Here is an 18,741-nt window from a genome sequence, read left to right on the forward strand (position 1 = left end):
TCATTTAGCTAAGAGTTTAAAGCAATTATAAAATCACAGGCATAATAATTGTGCTAAAGTTATCATCACTTAAAACAAATGGTGTGTTTTCTTCTTTTACCCCAAGAGTAAATTCATTTGATTCCACTTGAGAGAGGAAGTCAGTGAGATATTTTGATTCCGCGCCAAAAGTAAAGCTCTCAATATCTGTTTGAATTTCAATTTTTGTGCGTGTCTTGCGGTTTTCATCACTGATAGATTCAAACAAAATCTCATTTTTAGTGATAGTGATTTTAATCCTATTAGAAAGCGAGCTTACAATTTTGTTGGATTCCACAAATTTATCTTTTGGCAATTTGATTTGGTGAGAAAACTCTTTTGGGATAATTTTCTCATAATCAGGGAATTTGCCATTGATTACTTTGCTAAAAAAGATATATTGTGGAGATTTGATGATAATATGAGTTTCGTTAAAAAATATTTCTATGGAATCAACGAAGAGCTTTAGTATTTCGTTAATAGCGCGTTTTGGGATAATAACCCCAAGTGTATTAACCCCTTGACTTTCGTGTTTTACGATAGCTAAACGCCTTGTATCTGTGGCTACGAAGTTAAAAGCATATTCTTTTACATCAAGCAAAGCTCCGTTTAATTCAAACTTAGGATTGTTTGTATCCGTAGCAGAGTTGATTTTACGCATTGAGCCAAGAAATTTCTCTGGTTCAATGTTAATTTGTTGATTTTCGTCATATTGTGGCATTAAAGGAAACTCTTGTGCATTGAACATTTCAAGTGTAGTATCTGAAGCCCCTTGTTTAATGATTAAAGAATCATTTTGCACTTCAAGTAAAATATCACCCTCTTTAAGATTTTTGATGAAATTTAAAACATCTTTACCGTTTGCTGTGGCTTTTCCTTCTTCTTCCATACTTACTTCGATTTGTGAGGTAATGGCTATTTCATAATCTGTAGCCTTTAGTGTGAGCTTGTTGTCCGCACACTCAAAGTAGATATGTGAAGTAATTTGTGATAAATCTCTTTTTTCCAAAAAGCTTTGAAAGTTTGACAGAATTATCTCAAATGGAGTTTTTGAAACACTGCATTTCATTGTAGTCCCCTTTAATTTTAGATTTTAGTAGTAGTAGTAGAGCGATTGAAAATGTGAAAATTTGCTAAATCTCACGCATTTTACGCTTTTATCAACGATGAATTATTCACATTGATATATTTATATTTTCACATTTTGCTTTGTAAATAAACAAAGATACCCAAAAGCCCAAAACGCTACATTATATCGTATTTTTTCTCAAACTTCGCTTATATTATAGTTTTTTACTTTGTTTTGGATTTCTTCGATGAGATTTTTGAGGACTTCATCTTTTTTCATCGTTTCTTTGATACCTTGTAAAGCCTTGCTTATGGAAGTATGGTCTTTCATATTAAGGCTACTAGCGAGTTGGGCGTAAGAATTCAGTGTTAAAGCATTGGCAATATAAATGACAATGCGCCTTGCTTGAGAAATTTTGCGACTTTTTTCTTTAGAAGTGATTTCACTTGGCTTGATGTTAAGTTCTTTTGCCACAATGCTAATAATTTTATCCACGCTAATATTTTCCATACTTTCTTTTAAATATGCCTTTATCACGCTTTTAGTAATGCTAAGTTTGTTTGAGTCTGGATTCAGGTTTGATTGGAAATTTATCCCCTGTATGATTCCCATAATCTGCCTTGTATTGCTAATTTTTGTAGCGATATAGCTAATATTTTCAGAATCAAGCTCAAAGTCATACAGCGCGCACTTGCTTTTGATAATTTCAATTTTTGTATCAAGCTCGGTATTTTCAATTTCTGTCATAATGCTTTGTTCAAAGCGTGATTTTAATCGCTCATCAAGCCCGCGAATCTTATTTGGTGGTTGGTCGCTTGTCATTACAATTTGTTTTTTATTTTCATAAAGCTCATTAAAAGTGTGGAAAAACTCCTCGCTACTCGCTTCTTTTCCACCAAAAAATTGCACATCATCAATAAGCAAATAATCACATTTCCTATAAGTATCACGGAAAGATTCCATTGCTTTTTGACTTTTTATGCGGCGCATAAAGTCATTTAAAAATTTTTCTGAAGTAATGTAGATGACATTTTTTCCCTTTTGCGCAGTGTGATTTCTAATGGCATTAAGCAAATGCGTTTTGCCCACGCCTGTATTGCCATATATGAGGACAATGGGATAAGAGGCTTGATTTTGTGCCACGGTTTGTGAGATTCTAAAGGCGTATTCATTAGATTTGCCGATGACAAAATTATCAAAAGTTTGGTCATAATTAAATGGCTCTAAAGGAGGTTCATCGAGATTCTCATTTTTTTTGGTGTCTAAAGTTTTCACATTGCTTGAAATTTGTTTTATTTTTATTTGGATTTCAGGCTCGATTCCTCGTAGCTTTTGGGCATAAAGTTTCAACTGCTCGACATAATGCACCCGCACCCAATCCGCAATATAGACATTTGGGGCTAAAAAAACCAATAAATCCTCTTTAGAAGCGGATTTCACAAATTCCAATTTTCCCAAAAAAGTATCAAATTCGTATTCACTTATTTCGTTTTTAAGTTGATTTAGTATATCATTTATCTCCATAAAATAATCGCCTTAGAAAATAGATATATTTTTCACATTTCCCCGTGAAAGAAATGTGAAAACTTTAGACTTTTGTTTTTGGCGATTATAAAATATTTTAGCTTAAAGTGGATTGAAAATGACAATTTTAGGGATAGACCCCGGGACGAGAAATTGTGGATATGCAATTATCCAAGCAAATAACGCAGGCATTAAGCTCATAGAAGCGGGATTTATCAAAATCAAACAAAGAATCTTGCAAGAGCAGATTATGGAGTTCATCGAGGGAATCGAGCTCGTGCTCAAATCTCATAGTATTGATGAGGTTGCTATTGAGGATATGTTTTTTGCGTATAATCCAAAAAGCGTGATTAAGCTCGCACAATTTCGCGGGGCACTAAGTTTAAAGATTCTCCAAGATTTGGGCAATTTTGCCGAATACACACCCTTGCAAGTCAAAAAAGCCCTTACAGGAAATGGTAAGGCGGATAAAACGCAAGTCGCCTTTATGGTAAAGCGTATTTTAGGCATTAAGGGTGAGATTAAACCCCTAGATATTACTGATGCTATTGCGGTGGCGATTACACACTCCCAGCGCGTAAAGTTGCGAGAATCTAATGCCAAAAAGCCACAACCACCAAAAAATAACTAAAACAACTACAAGAAAAATTTTAAGATTCTAATGATGAGAGAAGTTTGTGTGAAAGCAAGGCACGAGTTTATCACGCACCTTGCTTGAGAATTTTAGAGTTTAGAAGCGTTTTCAGCAAGATAGCTTGCCACACCTGCTGCATTTGGTTTCATACCTTTATCGCCTTTATTCCAGCCTGCTGGGCATACTTCGCCGTGTTGCTCGACAAAAAGAAGCGCATCAACAAGTCTCAAAGTTTCATCGACATTGCGTCCAAGTGGTAAATCATTGATTGTCGCGTGGCGAATGACTTTATTTCTATCGATTAAAAATGTCCCGCGCAACGCCACCGCACTATTAAAAAGCACATCATAATCGCGTGAAATCGCCTTTGTGATGTCGCTTACGATTGGGAATGCAACTTCGCCAATCCCGCCTTGATTCACAGGTGTGTTGCGCCACGCGAAATGCACCTCTTTAGAGTCTATGGAGATTCCAATAAGGTTAATCCCACGCTCATTAAATTCTTTTACGCGGTTGTTAAACGCGATAATTTCGCTTGGGCAAACAAAAGTGAAATCTTTGGGCCAGAAAAATAAAATCGCGCCGTTTTTGCCTATGTTGCTATAAAGCTCGAATTTATCATCGAATGTCCCATCAGCCTTTAGTGCCTCTGCTGTAAAGTTTGGTGCTTGTTTTGTAACTAGCATATTTAACTCCTTAAATTAAAAATTTTTTTGATAACAAATTATTATCAAGTGCGTATTGTAAAAAATTTTTGTAACGAAATTTTAAACGAAATAAAATTTTTGCAAAAATCCTTGCGATTCCTCAATAGATTGTTGAGTGTTTTTGTTTTTAGAATCGAGATTGCTTTTGGCTTTTTGTGGGAAACAAACCCATTAGATTCTTTTCAAGCGCATTTTGAGCGATTCTAACAATTCATTTTTGTATTTGTAAATGTCGCTAAGATTATTTATCGCAAAGCGCGTTTCTTTCGTGCTGTCGTGCTTATCGGGGATTGCCAAATATTTGTCGTTTATGTGTTTGAGGTAAATTCTGCAAATCCACTTATTTTTGTTGTCCTCCAAAAGCACGGAGAAATACTTTGCCTTCGCTGTCCCGCGTGGCACGATATTTTGCAAGGTTGCCTTTGGATTTTCCATTAAAATCCCGCGCACGATATAAAATGCCCCAATCTCATCTTCGCTTAACTCTTTGCTATCGCCCTGTGATTCGGTATTTTCACACATAGATTCGCTAACCTTATCGCTTATTAGTTCGCTACACGCACGAGTGATATAGCCACGAAATTCCTTTATTTTGGGTGCAGTCTTTTTCGTGCCACTAAACTTTTTATCAATCACAAAGCCCACAAACTCATCGCTAGGCTTATTTAACTCTTTTGCCAAAAATTCTTTTATATCCGCACACAAGGCATTTTCTGCGTTTTGTTTAAGCATAGAAATAGCCCTTTTGCGAATCATGGCAAGATTGCTTGATAATTTCGCTTGACTAAAAAGCTCCAAAATCGCTAATTTTTCGCTAGTTAGCAATGAATCCAGGGGCGTAGATTCAAGATTGAGCACCATAAAGGGCGTTGAATCCATTGTATTTTGCTTTTGCGTGTCGGCAAAAAAGCGATATTCCAAGCCATTTGTGAGAATCCCAAACTTACAACCCTTTCTAGCACACGCACTAAAATATCCCGCTAACTGCCCTTGCGGATTATTGTTTGGCTTTTTGGAGTCCAAATCCACGCCGTGATGTTTAATCTCAACGATTGCCAAAGGCTTATCCTTGCTTAAAATCGCATAATCCACCTTATCATTGCTACCAAATCCAGCTGGATATTCAGGCACAAGTATTTCAATGCCATCATAGCCAAGTATTTTCAAAAATGGCTTGACAAATTCCGCTCGTGTGTGTGCTTCCTCTTTGACAAGTTTTTTATTTTTTGCGATTTTCTCCGCAAGTGCTTTTAGGTTTTCTAATAATTCTTGCGACATATTGAATCCTTTGAATCCACAAAATTACATTTGATTTTGCAAGTTATGTGGTTTGTTCCACTTTGCCCGACTCTCTCTATCCACGAAAAACACGCTTAAATCCGCCTTGCGTTCATTATCAACCCACGCAATAGTCGTAGTCGCTTTATTTTCCCTATCTTCCATATACCAAAGTGCATCGCTTTTTGCGTGCGATTCCCTATCCACAACATATACAAGCAAATCCGCTCTGCTATCTCTATCCGCCCTAAAAACCTTAATATCCGCGTGTCTCTCATCTACTACGCAAATTTTTGCCATTTTTTACTCCTCATAAATGAAATATAAAATAAAATTATATTCTAACTATAATTAAATTATTCTTAATAGCTAATTTTAGATTCTATAATCATACTTTTATAGCAAATCACAAAAAAGACAAAATTATGACAATTTTAGAGCGAATTAGTGCCATCTTAAAGGCAAAAAATATGACAAAGCGCGAATTAGCAAATCGCATTATCGCACTTGGATACCGCGCTAATAAAACGGGCGAAATTCCTAGCGAATCAAGCATTTACGCCTATCTCAATGGGAGCATTGAGCTAAAGGCGGATTTGCTCCCCTATATCGCAGAATCACTCAATATCTACGAGCAAGAACTCTTTAGCGCAGAGGCAAAAAGCCAAAAAATATTACAAAAACTTTATCGCAATGATATAGAAAAATACGCTGAAATTATTGATTTATTAGAATATGTCTCACCCAAAACTTTAGAGACCCTACAAAGCGTGCTACGCAAAAATAAAACCCAAACAGAAAACTTTAATACAATTTTGGTAAATTATCTCGCGTAAAAAAATGCGGTTGAAATAAATAGAATCTATAAGTCCAACTCCATAAAACAGCCTAGATTCTCATTCTAGTCCCATTTTATGCGGGTTTAGGATATTATTTGGGTCAAACGCCCTCTTTATCGCGCCAAAAAGCTCCATTTCTGCCTTGCTAAAAGCTAGGTGCATAAATGGAGCTTTAGATAGCCCGATGCCGTGCTCCCCGCTAAGTGTGCCCTCTAGCTCCACGGCGATTTTGAAAATTTCCTCGATACATTTATGCCCGCGCTCTAGCTCGGCTTCATCTAGGGGCTTGCTTGGGTCGCCCACCATCACATTTGTATGCACATTCCCATCGCCTGTATGCCCAAAGCAGGGAATCTTAAAGCCATATTTCTCACTCACTTGCCCGATTCTCTCTAGGAGTTCGGGTAGGCGCGAGCGAGGCACGGTGATGTCTTCATTGAGCTTTTTTTTGCCATAGATATTGATGCTTTGGCTTACATTGCGCCTAGCAAACCACAAATCTTCCTCCTCTTGCGCGTTTTGTGCGATTTTAAATTCTATACAGCCATTTTCTTTAAATTTAGATTCTAAAAGGGCGATTTGATTTTGGATTTGCACTTCTAAATCCCCATCAACTTGCGTGATTAAAATCGCACCCGCCTCCGTTGGCAAGCCTTTGTGAAATTTCTCCTCCACCGCACGAATGCTTAAATTATCCAAAAACTCCATTGCCACAGGCGTAATCCCGCTTGCCATACTTTTATACACGGCATTCATCGCGCTCTCAATGCTTGGAAACACGCCAAGCGCAGATTGTTTGAATTTGGGTTTGGCGATGAGCTTGAGCGTGATTTCGGTGATGACGGCGAGTGTGCCTTCACTTGCGATGAGGATTCCCGCGACATTATAGCCCGCGACATCTTTTATGGTTTTTTTGCCCGCACGGATTATTTCGCCATTTGGTAGCACTGCGCGCAACGCCATTACAAAGTCTTTGGTGATTCCGTATTTGGCGGCACGCATTCCGCCTGCGTTTTCGCTGACATTGCCCCCTAGCGTGCTATACTCTTGGCTTGCGGGGTCTGGCGGGTAGAAAAGTCCGCGTTTTTCGACTTCGTTTTGGAATATTTTATTTACTACAGCGGGCTGGACGCGGGCGATGAGGTTTTTTTCATCGATTTCTAGGATTTTGTTGAAATGCTTTTCTAAGGCGAGGATTATCCCGCCTTGTGCGGGCAATGCGCCTCCTGTGAATCCACTGCCCGCACCGCGCGGTATCACGGGGATTTTGTGCGCATTAGCGTATTTGAGTATCGCGCTTACATCGCCCTCATCGCGTGGGAATACCACCGCTTCAGGCTCGTATCGCTCACGCGTAGCGTCATAGCAGTAGGCGAGCAAATGCGCTTTGTCATCGTAGCAATTCTCCTCCCCTACGATATTTTTCAGGGCTTTTATATGGGTAGAATCGAGCATTGTTGTAGTCCTTAGATGTCATAATTTAAAAATATATCAAGCGGAAATCGTTTGCCACTCTTGCGTAAATCTAAATACGCATCAATAAGCCTAAATTCATCTTTGCCGTGCAAAGCGCGTCTTTCCTTTGCCTGCTCAATCATTTCTAACTCAAACATCACATAAAACAGCGCGATTTCGGCGTTTTCATCATTATCTGCGAAGTTTTTAATCGTATGATACCACACATCGGGCAAAAGCACGGATTTTGTGGCTTTGGTAAAAGTGAGGTAGTCCGCTTGATTAAAGCCCAATTTTTTAAAAGTTTTTCCTAAAAATTCCACACTAAAAACCTCGCTCTCTCGCACAAAGGCTTGAATAAGAGAATCTTTTAGCTCTTTAATGTGTGAATTGTGTGGTTCATAGGCGACATCAAGTGATAAAAGTCGCTCCAAGTCCTTTTTATCGCCGTTGGTGAGAATCTGCGTGAGCGCATAGTCGCGCAATTCCTCAGGTTCGCCTTTGTTAAGCGTATTAAAGGCGAATTTGACATCATTTTGGATTTTATTTTTGTTGTTTTGAATGCTAAATTTATTGTCCTTAGCCAAATTGTAGGATTTTAATTCGACATTTTTGCCATTCATCACATTTTTGTAATCTTCAAAAAGTTTATCAATCTTTGGCTCAAAGCATTCATTAGAATCCAAGCGAGGCTTAAGATAAAAGCGTGCAAGGATTTTAGAAATTTTAGAAATTTCAGCATTTTTATATACTCGCGATTCTATGGGTTTATTGAGGGCTTGCTCGTTAATTTGAGAAAGCAACTTGCTAAAATCTCTTTGTGTGTGATAGCCTTTCATAAACTCCTTTCCCCACGAAAAACCAAAGAGCACCAAAGTGCAAATGAAAAATAACCCAATAAGTGCCAAAATCCACGCTGCCACAGGCATTGGAGGAAGTTCATAGTTGGTAAATGGCACTCTTGGCGCGTAAATACCCAAATCAAGCAAGTATAAATACGAGCCAAACACCATACAAAATATAAATAAAAAAAGTGTGTAGTATCGAAAATTCATTATTTCTCCTTAAGTGCTAACTTTTTAGTTTTTCACGCTTTTTGGCTAGGTTTTGGTTTTCTTCAAAATGCTCCCGACATTCAATGCAATACTTGGCGTGAGGTTTAATTTTAAGTCGTTCAAGGTTGATTTCATCATCACACATTTCACAGATTCCATAACTTTTGTTTTTAAACTTGCTGAGCGCGTGTTGAATGTCTTTGATTTCGCTTTCATACATTTGCATTATGCTTGTGATTTTATCTCCGTGCGTGTGTGCAGCGATGAAATCCCCGTCATCTTTTAGCTGTGAGCCGTGCCACTGTGTGATAACTTCATTTTTTTCTAGCAACCCATCGCGCAACTTTTGGAGTCGCTCTTTAAGCAGATTCTCAAAAAATTGATAATTCATAAATCCCCCTTTGTTTGGTTATTTGTGATATGGATGATTGGCTATGATGCTTAGTGCGCGATAAATTTGCTCGCACAAAACAATTTTAGCAACTTTATGGCTTAAAGTAAGCGAGCTAAGACTAATGCTTTTAAGCCTTTGTAAAAAGTCCTGCTCAAATCCATATGCCCCCGCGATAAAGAAATTTACTTCTGCATTGTTTTCTAGCATTTTAGCAAAGTCCATAGAATCGAGCTGTTGAGATTGTGGGTGCAAAGCGATATTAAGACTTTGTGGTTTGATAAATCCCTTAAGGGCGTTTGAATAAGATTGCTGTGCTTCTTTTGGCGAGGACTTTTGTGCTTTGGCAATGCTTGGCGTGAAAATATCAACCACATTGAGATTCGCGCCAAATTGCCTTGCTTTGGTTATATATTCTTGTATCATCGCCACAGAATCTGCCTTGCTAATACAATATAGGTTGCATTTCATAGTTTTTGTTTAAATATCGTGCCAGATGAGAAAGCGTGGATTTAAGGTTTTTACGCTCTACCACCATATCAATAAGCCCGTGCTCTAAAAGAAACTCCGCCGTTTGGAATCCCTCTGGTAAATCTGTCCCAATGGTTTGTTTAATGACTCTAGGTCCTGCAAAGCCGATGATTGCCCCGGGCTCAGCGATAATGACATCACCCAAAAACGCAAAGCTCGCGCTTACTCCACCAAAAGTCGGGTCTAAAAGCACAGAGATAAAGGGAAGTTTTGCTTCGCTTAGTAAGTTTAGTGCAGCAGAAGTTTTTGCCATTTGCATAAGTGAAAAGGTAGATTCTTGCATTCGCGCTCCACCGCTGGTGGAAAATATAATAAGTGCTTGTTTTTTGACAATCGCTCTGTTGATAGCACGCACGATTTTTTCGCCTTCTACTGAGCCAAGAGAACCACCCATAAAGGCAAAATCAAACATCACTATTTGCACGCCAATACCATCAATAAGTGCTTCTCCAGCGATTGCTGAGCTAGGACGCCCTGCTTTTTCCTCACCTTCTTTAATGCGTTGCTTGTAGCTTTTTTTATCTACGAATTCTAGCGGGTCTGTGGGGCGTAAATCCTTGTCAAACTCCATAAAGCTTTCTTTATCGCACAACAACTCAATGCGCTCTAATGCGGAGATTCTGAAGTGATAATTGCATTTTGGGCAGATATGGCATTGAGAGTGGATTTCCTTATAATACATAAGAGCACCACATTGAGAGCATTTAATCCAATGGCTTGGCGCATCTTTTGCTTCAGCGCGTGGCTCAGGCTTTTTTGACTTGAAAAAATCACTAAAAGACATTGTTTCCCCTTATTTTGTTTTGGCAAAATAATAGCAAAAATTTGCTTAAGAAAAAATTGTAGAATTATGCTATCAAATTTTGTAAAACTTAAGGTAAAAAGTGCAAGGTTATATTGTAAAAATTATCCCCACCAAAAGCGAAGACCTTATTTTAAAGATTCTCACGCCTAAATCGCTTAGGAGTTTTTATCGTTTTTATGGAGCTAGGCATTCTACTATTGCGCTTGGCAGGAAAATCGATTTTGATGAGGTGTTTTCTCCACACTTCCTCCCGCAAGCACGCAATATTTTGCATTTATTTCATCAATGGGAAAAGGAATATGAGCGCGTCTATGCGTGGCAGAATTTTGTGCGTTTGTTAGAGCGACATTTAAGCGAAGTGGAGGAGGTGGAGGAATTTTATTTTAATTTGCTGGAAAAAAGCGCATTGCACTTGGAGCGACAAAATCCCTTAAGAGCACTTTTAGAATCTTATGTGGGACTTTTGGCTTATGAGGGACGATTGTTGCGACAAGAGCAAGATAGGTGTTTTTTGTGCGATGGGGTGTTAGATTCTCATATCGTGCTAGCGCAATCTTTCCTCTTTGCCCATCCGCATTGTGTCAATGGCACTCCTATGCAAAAGCAAGCTATATTGGAGTTTTTACACACACAAAAAAGCCTCAACCTTAATGATAGTGATGTGGAAAAATTATGGAAAGTCCTGTGTCTAGGGTTTTAATCGTATTGCAAGATAATGGCGGACAGGGAGGGATTCGAACCCTCGGTAACCTTGCGGCTACGCGTCCTTAGCAGGGACGTGGTTTCAGCCAACTCACCCACCGGTCCAACAAAACAGAGCATTTCTAGCTTTGGCTATCAAAAATACCAAAAATAAAGAAGTTGCGATTGTAGCGCAAAAAAATTAAAATTCCACTTAAATGCCTAAAAAATTTGCTATACTCGCACTTTAAATTTTATACATTCCAAGACTTAAGGCATCAATACAATGAAACGATACGCGTTTATTTTCCCCGGACAAGGCAGTCAAAGTGTGGGTATGGGAAAAGAATTTTATGAAAATGAACCCATAGCAAAAGAGCTTATCTCTCAAGCAAGCGACATTCTTGGTTTTGATTGCAAGGATTTGCTCTTTAATGAAAATGACAAACTCAACCTCACTCAATACACACAAAGTGCGATATTCTTAGTGAGTTTTATCGCACACAAAGTATTTTCTCAACAATGTGGCATTACACCAACGCTATGCTTTGGGCATTCTTTGGGCGAAGTGAGTGCGTTTATTATCGCTGGGGGTGCGAGCTTTGAGAATGGCTTGAAACTTACCTTTAAACGAGGCGAACTAATGGCAAGGGCGTGTGAAGGGCAAGATGCTGGAATGATGGTCGTGGTAGGATTGCAAGAGGGTGTGTTGCAAGATTTTTGCAAGGGCAAGCAAGACATTTGGTGTGCGAATTATAACGATGATAGGCAAATTGTGCTCGCTGGCAAAAAGAGTGCGTTAAGTAGCGTGGAGAGCGCACTCAAAGAACTTGGCGCGAAACGCACCTTATTGCTTCCAATGTCTGTGGCAAGTCATTGCCCGATGCTCGATTCTATCAAGGGAGAATTTACAACCCTCCTTGAGAATCTCCTCGAGGGCAATGCGCAATATGAAATTATATCTAACGCTACAACACAAGGATATACCACTAAAGATAAGGCAAAAGAGCTTTTGTGTGCACAGCTTACTTCGCCTGTGCTTTATGCGCAATGTGTGCAACAAGTAGATGGGCGCGTTGATGGATTTATTGAATTTGGCAATGGTGCGGTGCTTAAGGGTCTTAATAAGCGATTAAGTCAAAAACCAACTTTGAGCGTCTCAAATATGGCTACACTTAAAGAAACACTTGATTGTTTGCAATCTTAGGTTTTTGGAGGGGAAGCGCGCACGAAAGTTTAAGGTTGCAATTCTAAGAAAGGAGGTTGTATGAAAATAGGCATCATTGGGGCAATGGTTGAGGAAATCACGCCGTTGCTAGAGTTTTTCAAAAATGCACATTTGAATATACAAACACAAACTATCGGGGGGAATGTGTATCATTGCATACACATTAAACAAGATAGCGTGTATATCGCATATAGCAAGATTGGGAAAGTTCATAGTGCTCTTGTGGCAACAATGATGATTTCACATTTTGGTTGCGAAAAGATTCTTTTTAGTGGAGTGGCTGGTGGATTAAGGAAAGATTTGCAAGTGGGCGATTTGCTTATTGCCACCAAACTCTGTCAGCACGATGTAGATATTAGTGCGTTTGGACACCCTTTGGGGTTTATCCCTGAGAGCGCAGTATTTATAGAATCTGATGCAGAGTTAAACTCCATTGCACGAAGCGTTGCGGGCTCTATTGGCAAAGAGTTAAAAGAGGGCGTAGTTGCCTCTGGAGACCAATTTATCAATGATGATAGCAAAAAGCAATGGATTATCCAAACTTTTGGCGCGTGTGCCGTAGAAATGGAGGGCGCAAGCGTAGCGGTAGTATGCGCTGCTTTTGGCGTGCCATTTTGCATTTTCCGCTCCATTAGCGATAGTGCGGATACAAACGCGGATATAAGTTTTGATGAGTTTTTAGAATCTGCTTCCAAAGTGAGCGCGAAATTTTGCATTGAGTTTATCAAAAAGTTAGGAGTTGGAATATGAAAGAAAAGTTAAGTTTGGGGCTAGAGCGTATCATTCTCATTCGACACGCAGATAGTATGGAACGGGAGGTTTTTGCCAAAAGTGGCAAGAGTGATTTGGAGCGTCCTTTGAGCAAAAGTGGCAAGACACAAAGCGAGGCGATTGCCGCTTTTGTAGCAAAGGTTTTACACACAAAGAAGAACCCTATATCGTGTTTGCTTTCTTCTCCTGCCACAAGGACAATGGAGACAATCAAACCATTAACAAAGGCTCTTAAAAATCTACCACGCGCACTTTGTGATAGCATTTCGCCAGATTGTGGAATCGAGGGCTACAAAAGCGCGATTAAGGCTAATAGTGTAAATGCGGGCGTTTCGACACTGCTTTTTGTCGGGCACGAGCCTGATTTGGGTGAGTTTGTCAAATATGCTATTGGCGCAGAAAGTGATGCTTGTTTATGTGTCCAAAAAGGCTCGATAATAGAGCTACAAAGAAACAAAAACAGCGCGAAAATAGAGGGAGGATTCTCTTTATCGTTGTTTATCACGCCAGAGCATTTGGGTGGGAAGCCCAAAAAAGTGAGCAAAAAAGAGTCTTAAAGCAATGTCGCCACACTCTAAGAATCTCACATCAAAAAACACCACACGCTTTATATGTGTAAATCGTGTGGTTCAATGGGGTTTAGCAAGGAATTATCGCGCGTTTAGTATGCTTGAGTTGGTGTTTGTCATCGTTATTTTGGGCGTGCTTGCCGCGATTGCTATCCCTAGATTTTCATTAACGCGCATTGACGCGCAGGTGGTAGCGATTGAAAACGACATAAACAACGCCATTAGCGCGATTCAGCGTGAAGTATTTTCACAAAATATTGACCCAAAGACACTTAACTCCACGCAAATTTTCACACTAGCAGGACTTTCAAGTGCCCGTTGGATAGTGCAAGGGAACGCCATACTGCTTGCTAAAAATAATGCTCCAGATTCTGAGAATAATTGTGTAAGTCTTAATTTTGACCCACAAACAAGCGTTATAAGCTTCATCATCACACAAAAAAGCGATTCTTCACTTTGTGAAAAACTTTTTTCACGCCACCCAAATGGCGGGAGACAAGTTCATCTTAATACTTCTAATGCAATATTTTAATACCAAGTAATGCGTATTTTATTTTATGGTAAATCGCTGTGTGAATGGGATTAGAGGATTTAGCGCGATAGAGCTACTTGCAGTGATTTGTATCGTTTCTATTTTAAGCATTGGGGCGGTTGGCTTCATTAGCAGGGGTAACCAAAAAGTTTGCTTAGAGCGGTTACGCACACAACTTTTTCTCGCCCAAGAAAAAATTGCAATGGCACATTTGCGAGAATTTTTATCTCCTCAAGGCACGGGCGCACTTAGGGCACAAGAGGCTTTATACGAGCTCACATTACAAAACCCTAGCAAAAATTGCGCATTTTCTTACACACAAGATTCTCTTATTGCCCATATTGGTGGTGAGCAGCTGTTTTTTCACATTAGCCCAAGCGATTTACACACCAACCCGAGAATCTATTGTGATTTTTCCGCTAAATCTCCCACCGCTAAGCTGTGTAAAAACTTTTTTCATAGAATCTTGGATAAGTAATCAAGTATCCATAAGCGCATTGAGGCTCTCTGTGATACTTTTGCCCTCAATGATGGCATTGACTTCTTTGGCGATTGGCACATAGACATTTTCGCTCTCCCCAATGCGCGTAATGGCCGCTGAAGTGAGGACACCCTCCGCCACCTCGCCAATCTCAGCTAATATGGTTTGTTTGCTTTTACCCTGCGCTAATCCAAGCCCCACACGATAATTTCGCGACATCGTTGAATTAGAAGTCAAAAATAAATCTCCAGCCCCAGAAAGCCCCAAAATGGTTTCCATTTTTGCCCCAAAATGCTCGCCAAATCGGCTCATTTCTACCAAACCTCTAGCTAAAAGTGCGGCTTTGGCATTATTTCCAAGATTTAATCCATCGCAAATCCCAGCAGCAATGGCAATGACATTTTTATACGCCCCAGCAATTTCACCGCCTATGACATCAGGGCTTGTGTAGGTTTTCATAAATGATGGAAAAAGTGCGCCAAATTCTCTCGCTAGCACAAGATTCCTTGAATGCACCACTACCGCGCAAGGCAACTCCAAAAGCACTTCGTTGGCAAAGCTAGGACCGCCAAGATAGCACACATTTTTTGATGAAACATGTTGCTCTATTATGTCGCTTACAAGGCTGTTTTGATTGTTGGCATTGGTTTCTATACCCTTGCACACGCACAAAACCTTAGAATCTTTTGGCAACTCAAAGGTTGAAAGCCAATCACGCAGGGCATTTGTGGCAATAGCAATGACAAAAAACTCGCTTTGCAACCCCGTTTTTATATCTACTTGTTCTATGTTGGGTGCGATAAGTCCGCTTATATCGCGCCTAGATATGATTTTAACGACATTTTTCTTTGAGAATCCAAACGCTAATGCTCTCCCCCACGCTCCTCCTCCAAACACACTCACATTTGCCATATTCCCTCCTTAAAGACAAAAGCCACATTTTACCAAATCCAAGCTAAAAACATAGAGTATTTTTATGGTTTTTTTGTTAGTATTGCAAGCAAAAATAGCGATAAAGGGGAAGCAATGCAAGAAGAAAGGCTACAAAGTGGCTTAAACGCTGGCATTATTGGGCTTGGGCTTATTGGTGGCTCAATGGGATTAGCATTAAAAGAGCTTGGGATTTTTTCGTGCGTTGCGGGCTATGATGCAAGTCCTATGCACTCACAGCAGGCACTTTCTTTGGGGCTTGTTGATGAGTGCATTAGCAAAGAGGAGCTTTTGGCTGGGGGTGATGTTATATTTTTAGCCACTCCTGTGGAGGCGATTTGTGAGATTCTAAGAACTCTCACGCCAAAGGACATTAAGCCAAGTTGCACCATTATTGATTTGGGCGGGACAAAGAGCAAAATCATTGATAGCGTTCCTAAGAGCATTCGTAAAAACTTCGTAGCCGCACACCCGATGAGTGGGACAGAATTTTATGGACCAAAGGCGGCATTGCCACATCTCTTTAAAAATAAGATTATGATTGTCGTAGATAGTGAAAAAAGCGGAGAGATTCAGTTAAAGCGGGCACGAGAGATATTTTTAGGCATTGGGAGCAAAATTATCAAAATGGACGCGACTTCACACGACAAGCATATCGCGCTTATTTCTCATATGCCTCACATTGTGAGCTTTTCTTTAGCAAACGCCGTGCTCAAGCAAGAGAATCCACAAATGATTTTAGCCCTTATTGGTGGGGGATTTCGCTCTATGACGCGTTTATCGAAGAGCTCACCACAAATGTGGGGTGATATTTTTAAGCAAAACACACAAAACCTACTTGATTCTATAACGAGTTTTCAAAATGAATTACAAAAGGCAAAAACGCTTATTGAAAACAACGATTGGGAGGGATTAGAGGCATTTATGCGAAGTGCAAATGAAGTGGGAAAAGTAATATGAATCTGCCCTATGTAAAACGATACTTGGTGTATGCTTTTTTGGCGATATTTGCGTGTATTGCCGTGTTTGTCGTGGTGCAAAGTTGTAATACAACACCACAAAATCTCTCTCAACCCTCCCAAGACACAAAAACCCTCAATATCGCATATAAAGAAAATGTCGGTGCGCTAAACCCGCAAGGCTACAACAAAAACGCGATGTTTGCGCAAAATCTGCTTTATGAAGGCTTGGTGCGCGTGGGTAAAAATGGCGAGATTATCCCCTCTCTAGCGACTTCGTGGAGCGTGGATAAAGATGGGCAAATCTACACTTTTAGCTTGCGTGAGGGCGTGCGATTTTCAAATGGCGAGGAGTTTAACGCCGATGCGGTGGTGCTAAATTTTACATCGATTTTGCAAAACCGCGCACGGCATTCTTGGAGTGGGCTAGCCCGCCACATAGAGCGCGTAGAAAAGCTCGATGACTACGGCGTGCGCCTCGTGCTAAACGCCCCTTATGTGCCCACGCTAAGCGAGCTAGCGTTAGTGCGCCCGTATCGCTTCCTAGCACCCAAAGCGTTCCCGCCTGATTTGGACTTAGTAAAGCATAATCCACAGCCCATCGGCACGGGCGCGTATATGCTAATAGAATCAAAGCTCGGGGCGTATGATATGTTTGCCAAAAATCCGCATTATTGGGACGCACAGCGACTAGCGCAGGACGGGGGATTTTATTATGATTTTGTGCGTATCAAGGTGATTTTTGAGCCCACTTCCAAAATGACGGCGTTGCGCGCAGGGCAGGTGGATATGCTCTATGGGTATGATGAGATTCCCACGCGCATTTTCCAAGAGGCTATGGAGCAACCAACGCAAAACTCTATGGGGGAGTCGCAAAATACTGCGGGAAACACCCACGCAATCAAGGCGTATTTGGGAGGGGAGGCGTTTGTGCTAAGCCTAATGCTAAACTCCACGCGTCTCGATTCTAGACTCCGCGAAGCTATCGCGCTCTCAATCGATAAACCAACGCTCATCAACGCCGTGTATGGCAGTGAAAAAGGCACGCTAGCAGACATTGCGACCAGCATTTTTCTCTACACAGATTTTGCGCCGTCATTACAAGCGAGCAAGGCGACCGTGGCAATCCATAATCCACAAAATCCAACCAAAAATACCCCCTCCTTTGCGGAGTCGCAACACTATATTTCCCCCTCCCTTGCGGAGGGGGTTAGGGGGTGGGTTGATTCCCACAATAGAGATTTTTCGCTTGCTACGCAAACTCAAAATGACAACGCCAAAATGGCGCGAAATATCAATGCGCCAAATTCAGAATTTAAACCAAAATCCACAAATCTCCCCCCCGCACAATACGCCCAAAACTTACAAAAAGCACGCGAGATTCTCGCTACTTTGGGCTACACGCAGGCAAACCCGCTAACACTAGAGATAGCATTCGCAGGCGATAAACCCAGCCAAAAAATGCTCTCCCAAATCCTCCAATCCCAGCTAAAGCACGCGCATATCGCGCTTTCTTTGCGTGCGCTCGAGCCTAGTATGCTTCAAAATCGCAAGAAAAATGGCGAGTTTGATATAGTCTTTAACGAGTCGTGGGGCGCGCCCTATGAGCCTCTCTCAATGCTTGTTTCCTACACCACGCCCACAGGACACGGGGATTTCATCGCGCAAAGTGGCTTAGAAAACAAAAATGAAATAGACGCGCTTATCTTGCGCGTAGTCGCCGAGCCAAACGCACAAAAAGCGCAGATTCTCTCCCGCAAAGCGTTGGATTTGCTTTTGCAAAGTGGCGTGTATATCCCGCTCGCCATAGAGCGCAACAAAGCGATAGCGCGCTCGCAGATTAAGGGTGTGGAGGGCGTTAGCGGGCTAAGCTATGAGATTCCCGTATGGGAGTTTTGGGAGTAGGTTTGGGCTTGTCTTTGTGGCATAAAATCGCGGATTCTTTGCGTAGGGCTTGGGTTACATACGCATTGGTATGCGCCCTCGCCCTACGCTTGAAAACCACGATTTTATCTAAAAAATACTTCGCGTAACGAATTCAAGCATAAAACCCACAAGCGCACCGCAACTACTCACTCCCACAGGGATTTTAGTAGGGCGATATAGGCGGGTTGTTTGGAGTGTAGGACTTTAAATGAATCTAATATATGCGCAAAGTCGCTCAAATCTAGCCCGTAGAGTTTTGCCACCTTTATGTCAAGCCGTGCTTTTAGGCTGTCATAGAGTTTTTGCGTTTTTGGGATTTCGCTTTTTTGGACGCCAAATTCGTTTGCTAATTCTGCGA

At 40.8% G+C, this 18,741-nt stretch carries 21 protein-coding genes and 1 tRNA gene; 10 read left to right on the forward strand and 12 right to left on the reverse strand.

The window, feature by feature from the left end:
• Window positions 1-25 precede the first annotated feature (25 nt).
• Window positions 26-1,087: a DNA polymerase III subunit beta gene (dnaN, locus tag ACWIWK_RS01625; RefSeq protein WP_454150241.1), complete on the reverse strand. Its 1,062-nt coding sequence runs from the start codon at window positions 1,085-1,087 to the stop codon at window positions 26-28.
• A 198-nt stretch (window positions 1,088-1,285) separates the two neighbouring features.
• On the reverse strand, window positions 1,286-2,611 hold the full coding sequence (dnaA, locus tag ACWIWK_RS01630; protein WP_454150243.1) for a chromosomal replication initiator protein DnaA: 1,326 nt from the start codon (window positions 2,609-2,611) through the stop codon (window positions 1,286-1,288).
• Between the two features lie 118 nt (window positions 2,612-2,729).
• Between dnaA and ruvC the strand changes: the two genes are divergently transcribed.
• Window positions 2,730-3,242 carry a crossover junction endodeoxyribonuclease RuvC gene (gene ruvC, locus ACWIWK_RS01635; protein ID WP_454150245.1) on the forward strand — a complete coding sequence of 171 codons (513 nt, stop codon included), beginning with the start codon at window positions 2,730-2,732 and terminating at the stop codon, window positions 3,240-3,242.
• A 92-nt stretch (window positions 3,243-3,334) separates the two neighbouring features.
• On the opposite strand, the gene ACWIWK_RS01640 is transcribed toward ruvC, so the two are convergent.
• The 3 genes from ACWIWK_RS01640 to ACWIWK_RS01650 all read right to left on the reverse strand — a co-directional run bounded on the left by ACWIWK_RS01640 (window position 3,335) and on the right by ACWIWK_RS01650 (window position 5,530).
• A complete protein-coding gene (locus tag ACWIWK_RS01640) occupies window positions 3,335-3,931 on the reverse strand; it encodes a redoxin domain-containing protein (protein WP_454150246.1) in 597 nt (198 codons plus the stop codon).
• Between the two features lie 192 nt (window positions 3,932-4,123).
• Complete coding sequence (locus ACWIWK_RS01645; protein WP_454150248.1) at window positions 4,124-5,230, reverse strand: type I restriction endonuclease; 1,107 nt, start codon at window positions 5,228-5,230, stop codon at window positions 4,124-4,126.
• A gap of 24 nt (window positions 5,231-5,254) precedes the next feature.
• Window positions 5,255-5,530: a DUF6150 family protein gene (locus tag ACWIWK_RS01650; RefSeq protein ID WP_454150250.1), complete on the reverse strand. Its 276-nt coding sequence runs from the start codon at window positions 5,528-5,530 to the stop codon at window positions 5,255-5,257.
• Between the two features lie 125 nt (window positions 5,531-5,655).
• Between ACWIWK_RS01650 and ACWIWK_RS01655 the strand changes: the two genes are divergently transcribed.
• The gene (locus ACWIWK_RS01655; protein WP_454150252.1) at window positions 5,656-6,066 is read left to right on the forward strand and encodes a helix-turn-helix domain-containing protein; all 411 of its coding nucleotides are present in this window, start codon (window positions 5,656-5,658) and stop codon (window positions 6,064-6,066) included.
• 60 nt (window positions 6,067-6,126) lie between these two features.
• Here ACWIWK_RS01655 and ACWIWK_RS01660 read toward each other — a convergent pair whose 3' ends face one another.
• From ACWIWK_RS01660 to accD, 5 genes are read right to left on the reverse strand one after another with little or no spacing between them, the layout of a single operon-like run.
• Complete coding sequence (locus tag ACWIWK_RS01660) at window positions 6,127-7,524, reverse strand: FAD-linked oxidase C-terminal domain-containing protein (RefSeq protein ID WP_454150254.1); 1,398 nt, start codon at window positions 7,522-7,524, stop codon at window positions 6,127-6,129.
• Between the two features lie 11 nt (window positions 7,525-7,535).
• Window positions 7,536-8,579 carry a hypothetical protein gene (locus tag ACWIWK_RS01665; protein ID WP_454150256.1) on the reverse strand — a complete coding sequence of 348 codons (1,044 nt, stop codon included), beginning with the start codon at window positions 8,577-8,579 and terminating at the stop codon, window positions 7,536-7,538.
• 16 nt (window positions 8,580-8,595) lie between these two features.
• Entirely contained in the window at window positions 8,596-8,970 is a 375-nt protein-coding gene (dksA, locus tag ACWIWK_RS01670) for an RNA polymerase-binding protein DksA (protein ID WP_454150258.1), read from the reverse strand.
• Between the two features lie 18 nt (window positions 8,971-8,988).
• The gene (gene rlmH / locus ACWIWK_RS01675) at window positions 8,989-9,441 is read right to left on the reverse strand and encodes a 23S rRNA (pseudouridine(1915)-N(3))-methyltransferase RlmH (RefSeq protein WP_454150260.1); all 453 of its coding nucleotides are present in this window, start codon (window positions 9,439-9,441) and stop codon (window positions 8,989-8,991) included.
• Window positions 9,416-10,285, reverse strand: a complete 870-nt coding sequence (gene accD, locus ACWIWK_RS01680; protein WP_454150262.1) for an acetyl-CoA carboxylase, carboxyltransferase subunit beta — start codon at window positions 10,283-10,285, stop codon at window positions 9,416-9,418. Before accD ends, rlmH begins: the two co-directional genes overlap by 26 nt.
• Window positions 10,286-10,385: 100 nt before the next feature.
• On the opposite strand from accD, the gene recO reads away from it, so the two are divergent.
• Complete coding sequence (gene recO, locus ACWIWK_RS01685; protein ID WP_454150264.1) at window positions 10,386-11,006, forward strand: recombination protein RecO; 621 nt, start codon at window positions 10,386-10,388, stop codon at window positions 11,004-11,006.
• A gap of 16 nt (window positions 11,007-11,022) precedes the next feature.
• Here the strand turns inward: recO and ACWIWK_RS01690 are convergent.
• Window positions 11,023-11,113: transfer RNA gene (locus ACWIWK_RS01690), tRNA-Ser, on the reverse strand.
• 160 nt (window positions 11,114-11,273) lie between these two features.
• On the opposite strand from ACWIWK_RS01690, the gene fabD reads away from it, so the two are divergent.
• Genes fabD through ACWIWK_RS01715 form a run of 5 tightly spaced genes read left to right on the forward strand, consistent with a single transcriptional unit; the run spans window position 11,274 to window position 14,565 of the window.
• Window positions 11,274-12,194: an ACP S-malonyltransferase gene (fabD, locus tag ACWIWK_RS01695; protein ID WP_454150266.1), complete on the forward strand. Its 921-nt coding sequence runs from the start codon at window positions 11,274-11,276 to the stop codon at window positions 12,192-12,194.
• A gap of 60 nt (window positions 12,195-12,254) precedes the next feature.
• The gene (locus ACWIWK_RS01700) at window positions 12,255-12,965 is read left to right on the forward strand and encodes a 5'-methylthioadenosine/adenosylhomocysteine nucleosidase (RefSeq protein WP_454150268.1); all 711 of its coding nucleotides are present in this window, start codon (window positions 12,255-12,257) and stop codon (window positions 12,963-12,965) included.
• The gene (locus tag ACWIWK_RS01705) at window positions 12,962-13,543 is read left to right on the forward strand and encodes a SixA phosphatase family protein (RefSeq protein WP_454150270.1); all 582 of its coding nucleotides are present in this window, start codon (window positions 12,962-12,964) and stop codon (window positions 13,541-13,543) included. The genes ACWIWK_RS01700 and ACWIWK_RS01705 overlap by 4 nt, the downstream gene beginning before the upstream one ends.
• Window positions 13,544-13,547: 4 nt before the next feature.
• Window positions 13,548-14,087, forward strand: coding sequence for a type II secretion system protein (locus tag ACWIWK_RS01710; protein ID WP_454150272.1), 540 nt, complete (start codon window positions 13,548-13,550; stop codon window positions 14,085-14,087).
• Between the two features lie 25 nt (window positions 14,088-14,112).
• Complete coding sequence (locus ACWIWK_RS01715; RefSeq protein ID WP_454150274.1) at window positions 14,113-14,565, forward strand: type II secretion system protein; 453 nt, start codon at window positions 14,113-14,115, stop codon at window positions 14,563-14,565.
• Here ACWIWK_RS01715 and ACWIWK_RS01720 read toward each other — a convergent pair whose 3' ends face one another.
• Entirely contained in the window at window positions 14,566-15,480 is a 915-nt protein-coding gene (locus ACWIWK_RS01720) for an NAD(P)H-dependent glycerol-3-phosphate dehydrogenase (protein ID WP_454150275.1), read from the reverse strand.
• A gap of 114 nt (window positions 15,481-15,594) precedes the next feature.
• Between ACWIWK_RS01720 and ACWIWK_RS01725 the strand changes: the two genes are divergently transcribed.
• Together ACWIWK_RS01725 and ACWIWK_RS01730 are read left to right on the forward strand one after the other, a co-directional pair.
• A complete protein-coding gene (locus ACWIWK_RS01725; RefSeq protein WP_454150277.1) occupies window positions 15,595-16,458 on the forward strand; it encodes a prephenate dehydrogenase in 864 nt (287 codons plus the stop codon).
• Window positions 16,455-18,362, forward strand: coding sequence for an ABC transporter substrate-binding protein (locus tag ACWIWK_RS01730; protein ID WP_454150279.1), 1,908 nt, complete (start codon window positions 16,455-16,457; stop codon window positions 18,360-18,362). The genes ACWIWK_RS01725 and ACWIWK_RS01730 overlap by 4 nt, the downstream gene beginning before the upstream one ends.
• Window positions 18,363-18,741: the final 379 nt, after the last annotated feature.

The organism is Helicobacter sp. 23-1048, from assembly GCF_053654545.1.

What these genes read in the sequence shown, in the direction of transcription:
- ACWIWK_RS01660 (WP_454150254.1), bottom strand. Translation starts at nt 7,524, where the DNA reads ATGCTCGATTCTACCCATATAAAAGCCCTGAAAAATATCGTAGGGGAG.
- ACWIWK_RS01645 (WP_454150248.1), bottom strand. Translation starts at nt 5,230, where the DNA reads ATGTCGCAAGAATTATTAGAAAACCTAAAAGCACTTGCGGAGAAAATC.
- ACWIWK_RS01665 (WP_454150256.1), bottom strand. Translation starts at nt 8,579, where the DNA reads ATGAATTTTCGATACTACACACTTTTTTTATTTATATTTTGTATGGTG.
- fabD (WP_454150266.1), top strand. Translation starts at nt 11,274, where the DNA reads ATGAAACGATACGCGTTTATTTTCCCCGGACAAGGCAGTCAAAGTGTG.
- ACWIWK_RS01710 (WP_454150272.1), top strand. Translation starts at nt 13,548, where the DNA reads ATGTCGCCACACTCTAAGAATCTCACATCAAAAAACACCACACGCTTT.
- rlmH (WP_454150260.1), bottom strand. Translation starts at nt 9,441, where the DNA reads ATGAAATGCAACCTATATTGTATTAGCAAGGCAGATTCTGTGGCGATG.
- dnaA (WP_454150243.1), bottom strand. Translation starts at nt 2,611, where the DNA reads ATGGAGATAAATGATATACTAAATCAACTTAAAAACGAAATAAGTGAA.
- ACWIWK_RS01650 (WP_454150250.1), bottom strand. Translation starts at nt 5,530, where the DNA reads ATGGCAAAAATTTGCGTAGTAGATGAGAGACACGCGGATATTAAGGTT.
- dnaN (WP_454150241.1), bottom strand. Translation starts at nt 1,087, where the DNA reads ATGAAATGCAGTGTTTCAAAAACTCCATTTGAGATAATTCTGTCAAAC.
- ruvC (WP_454150245.1), top strand. Translation starts at nt 2,730, where the DNA reads ATGACAATTTTAGGGATAGACCCCGGGACGAGAAATTGTGGATATGCA.
- ACWIWK_RS01705 (WP_454150270.1), top strand. Translation starts at nt 12,962, where the DNA reads ATGAAAGAAAAGTTAAGTTTGGGGCTAGAGCGTATCATTCTCATTCGA.
- ACWIWK_RS01725 (WP_454150277.1), top strand. Translation starts at nt 15,595, where the DNA reads ATGCAAGAAGAAAGGCTACAAAGTGGCTTAAACGCTGGCATTATTGGG.
- dksA (WP_454150258.1), bottom strand. Translation starts at nt 8,970, where the DNA reads ATGAATTATCAATTTTTTGAGAATCTGCTTAAAGAGCGACTCCAAAAG.
- ACWIWK_RS01655 (WP_454150252.1), top strand. Translation starts at nt 5,656, where the DNA reads ATGACAATTTTAGAGCGAATTAGTGCCATCTTAAAGGCAAAAAATATG.
- accD (WP_454150262.1), bottom strand. Translation starts at nt 10,285, where the DNA reads ATGTCTTTTAGTGATTTTTTCAAGTCAAAAAAGCCTGAGCCACGCGCT.
- ACWIWK_RS01730 (WP_454150279.1), top strand. Translation starts at nt 16,455, where the DNA reads ATGAATCTGCCCTATGTAAAACGATACTTGGTGTATGCTTTTTTGGCG.
- ACWIWK_RS01640 (WP_454150246.1), bottom strand. Translation starts at nt 3,931, where the DNA reads ATGCTAGTTACAAAACAAGCACCAAACTTTACAGCAGAGGCACTAAAG.
- ACWIWK_RS01720 (WP_454150275.1), bottom strand. Translation starts at nt 15,480, where the DNA reads ATGGCAAATGTGAGTGTGTTTGGAGGAGGAGCGTGGGGGAGAGCATTA.
- ACWIWK_RS01715 (WP_454150274.1), top strand. Translation starts at nt 14,113, where the DNA reads ATGGTAAATCGCTGTGTGAATGGGATTAGAGGATTTAGCGCGATAGAG.
- ACWIWK_RS01700 (WP_454150268.1), top strand. Translation starts at nt 12,255, where the DNA reads ATGAAAATAGGCATCATTGGGGCAATGGTTGAGGAAATCACGCCGTTG.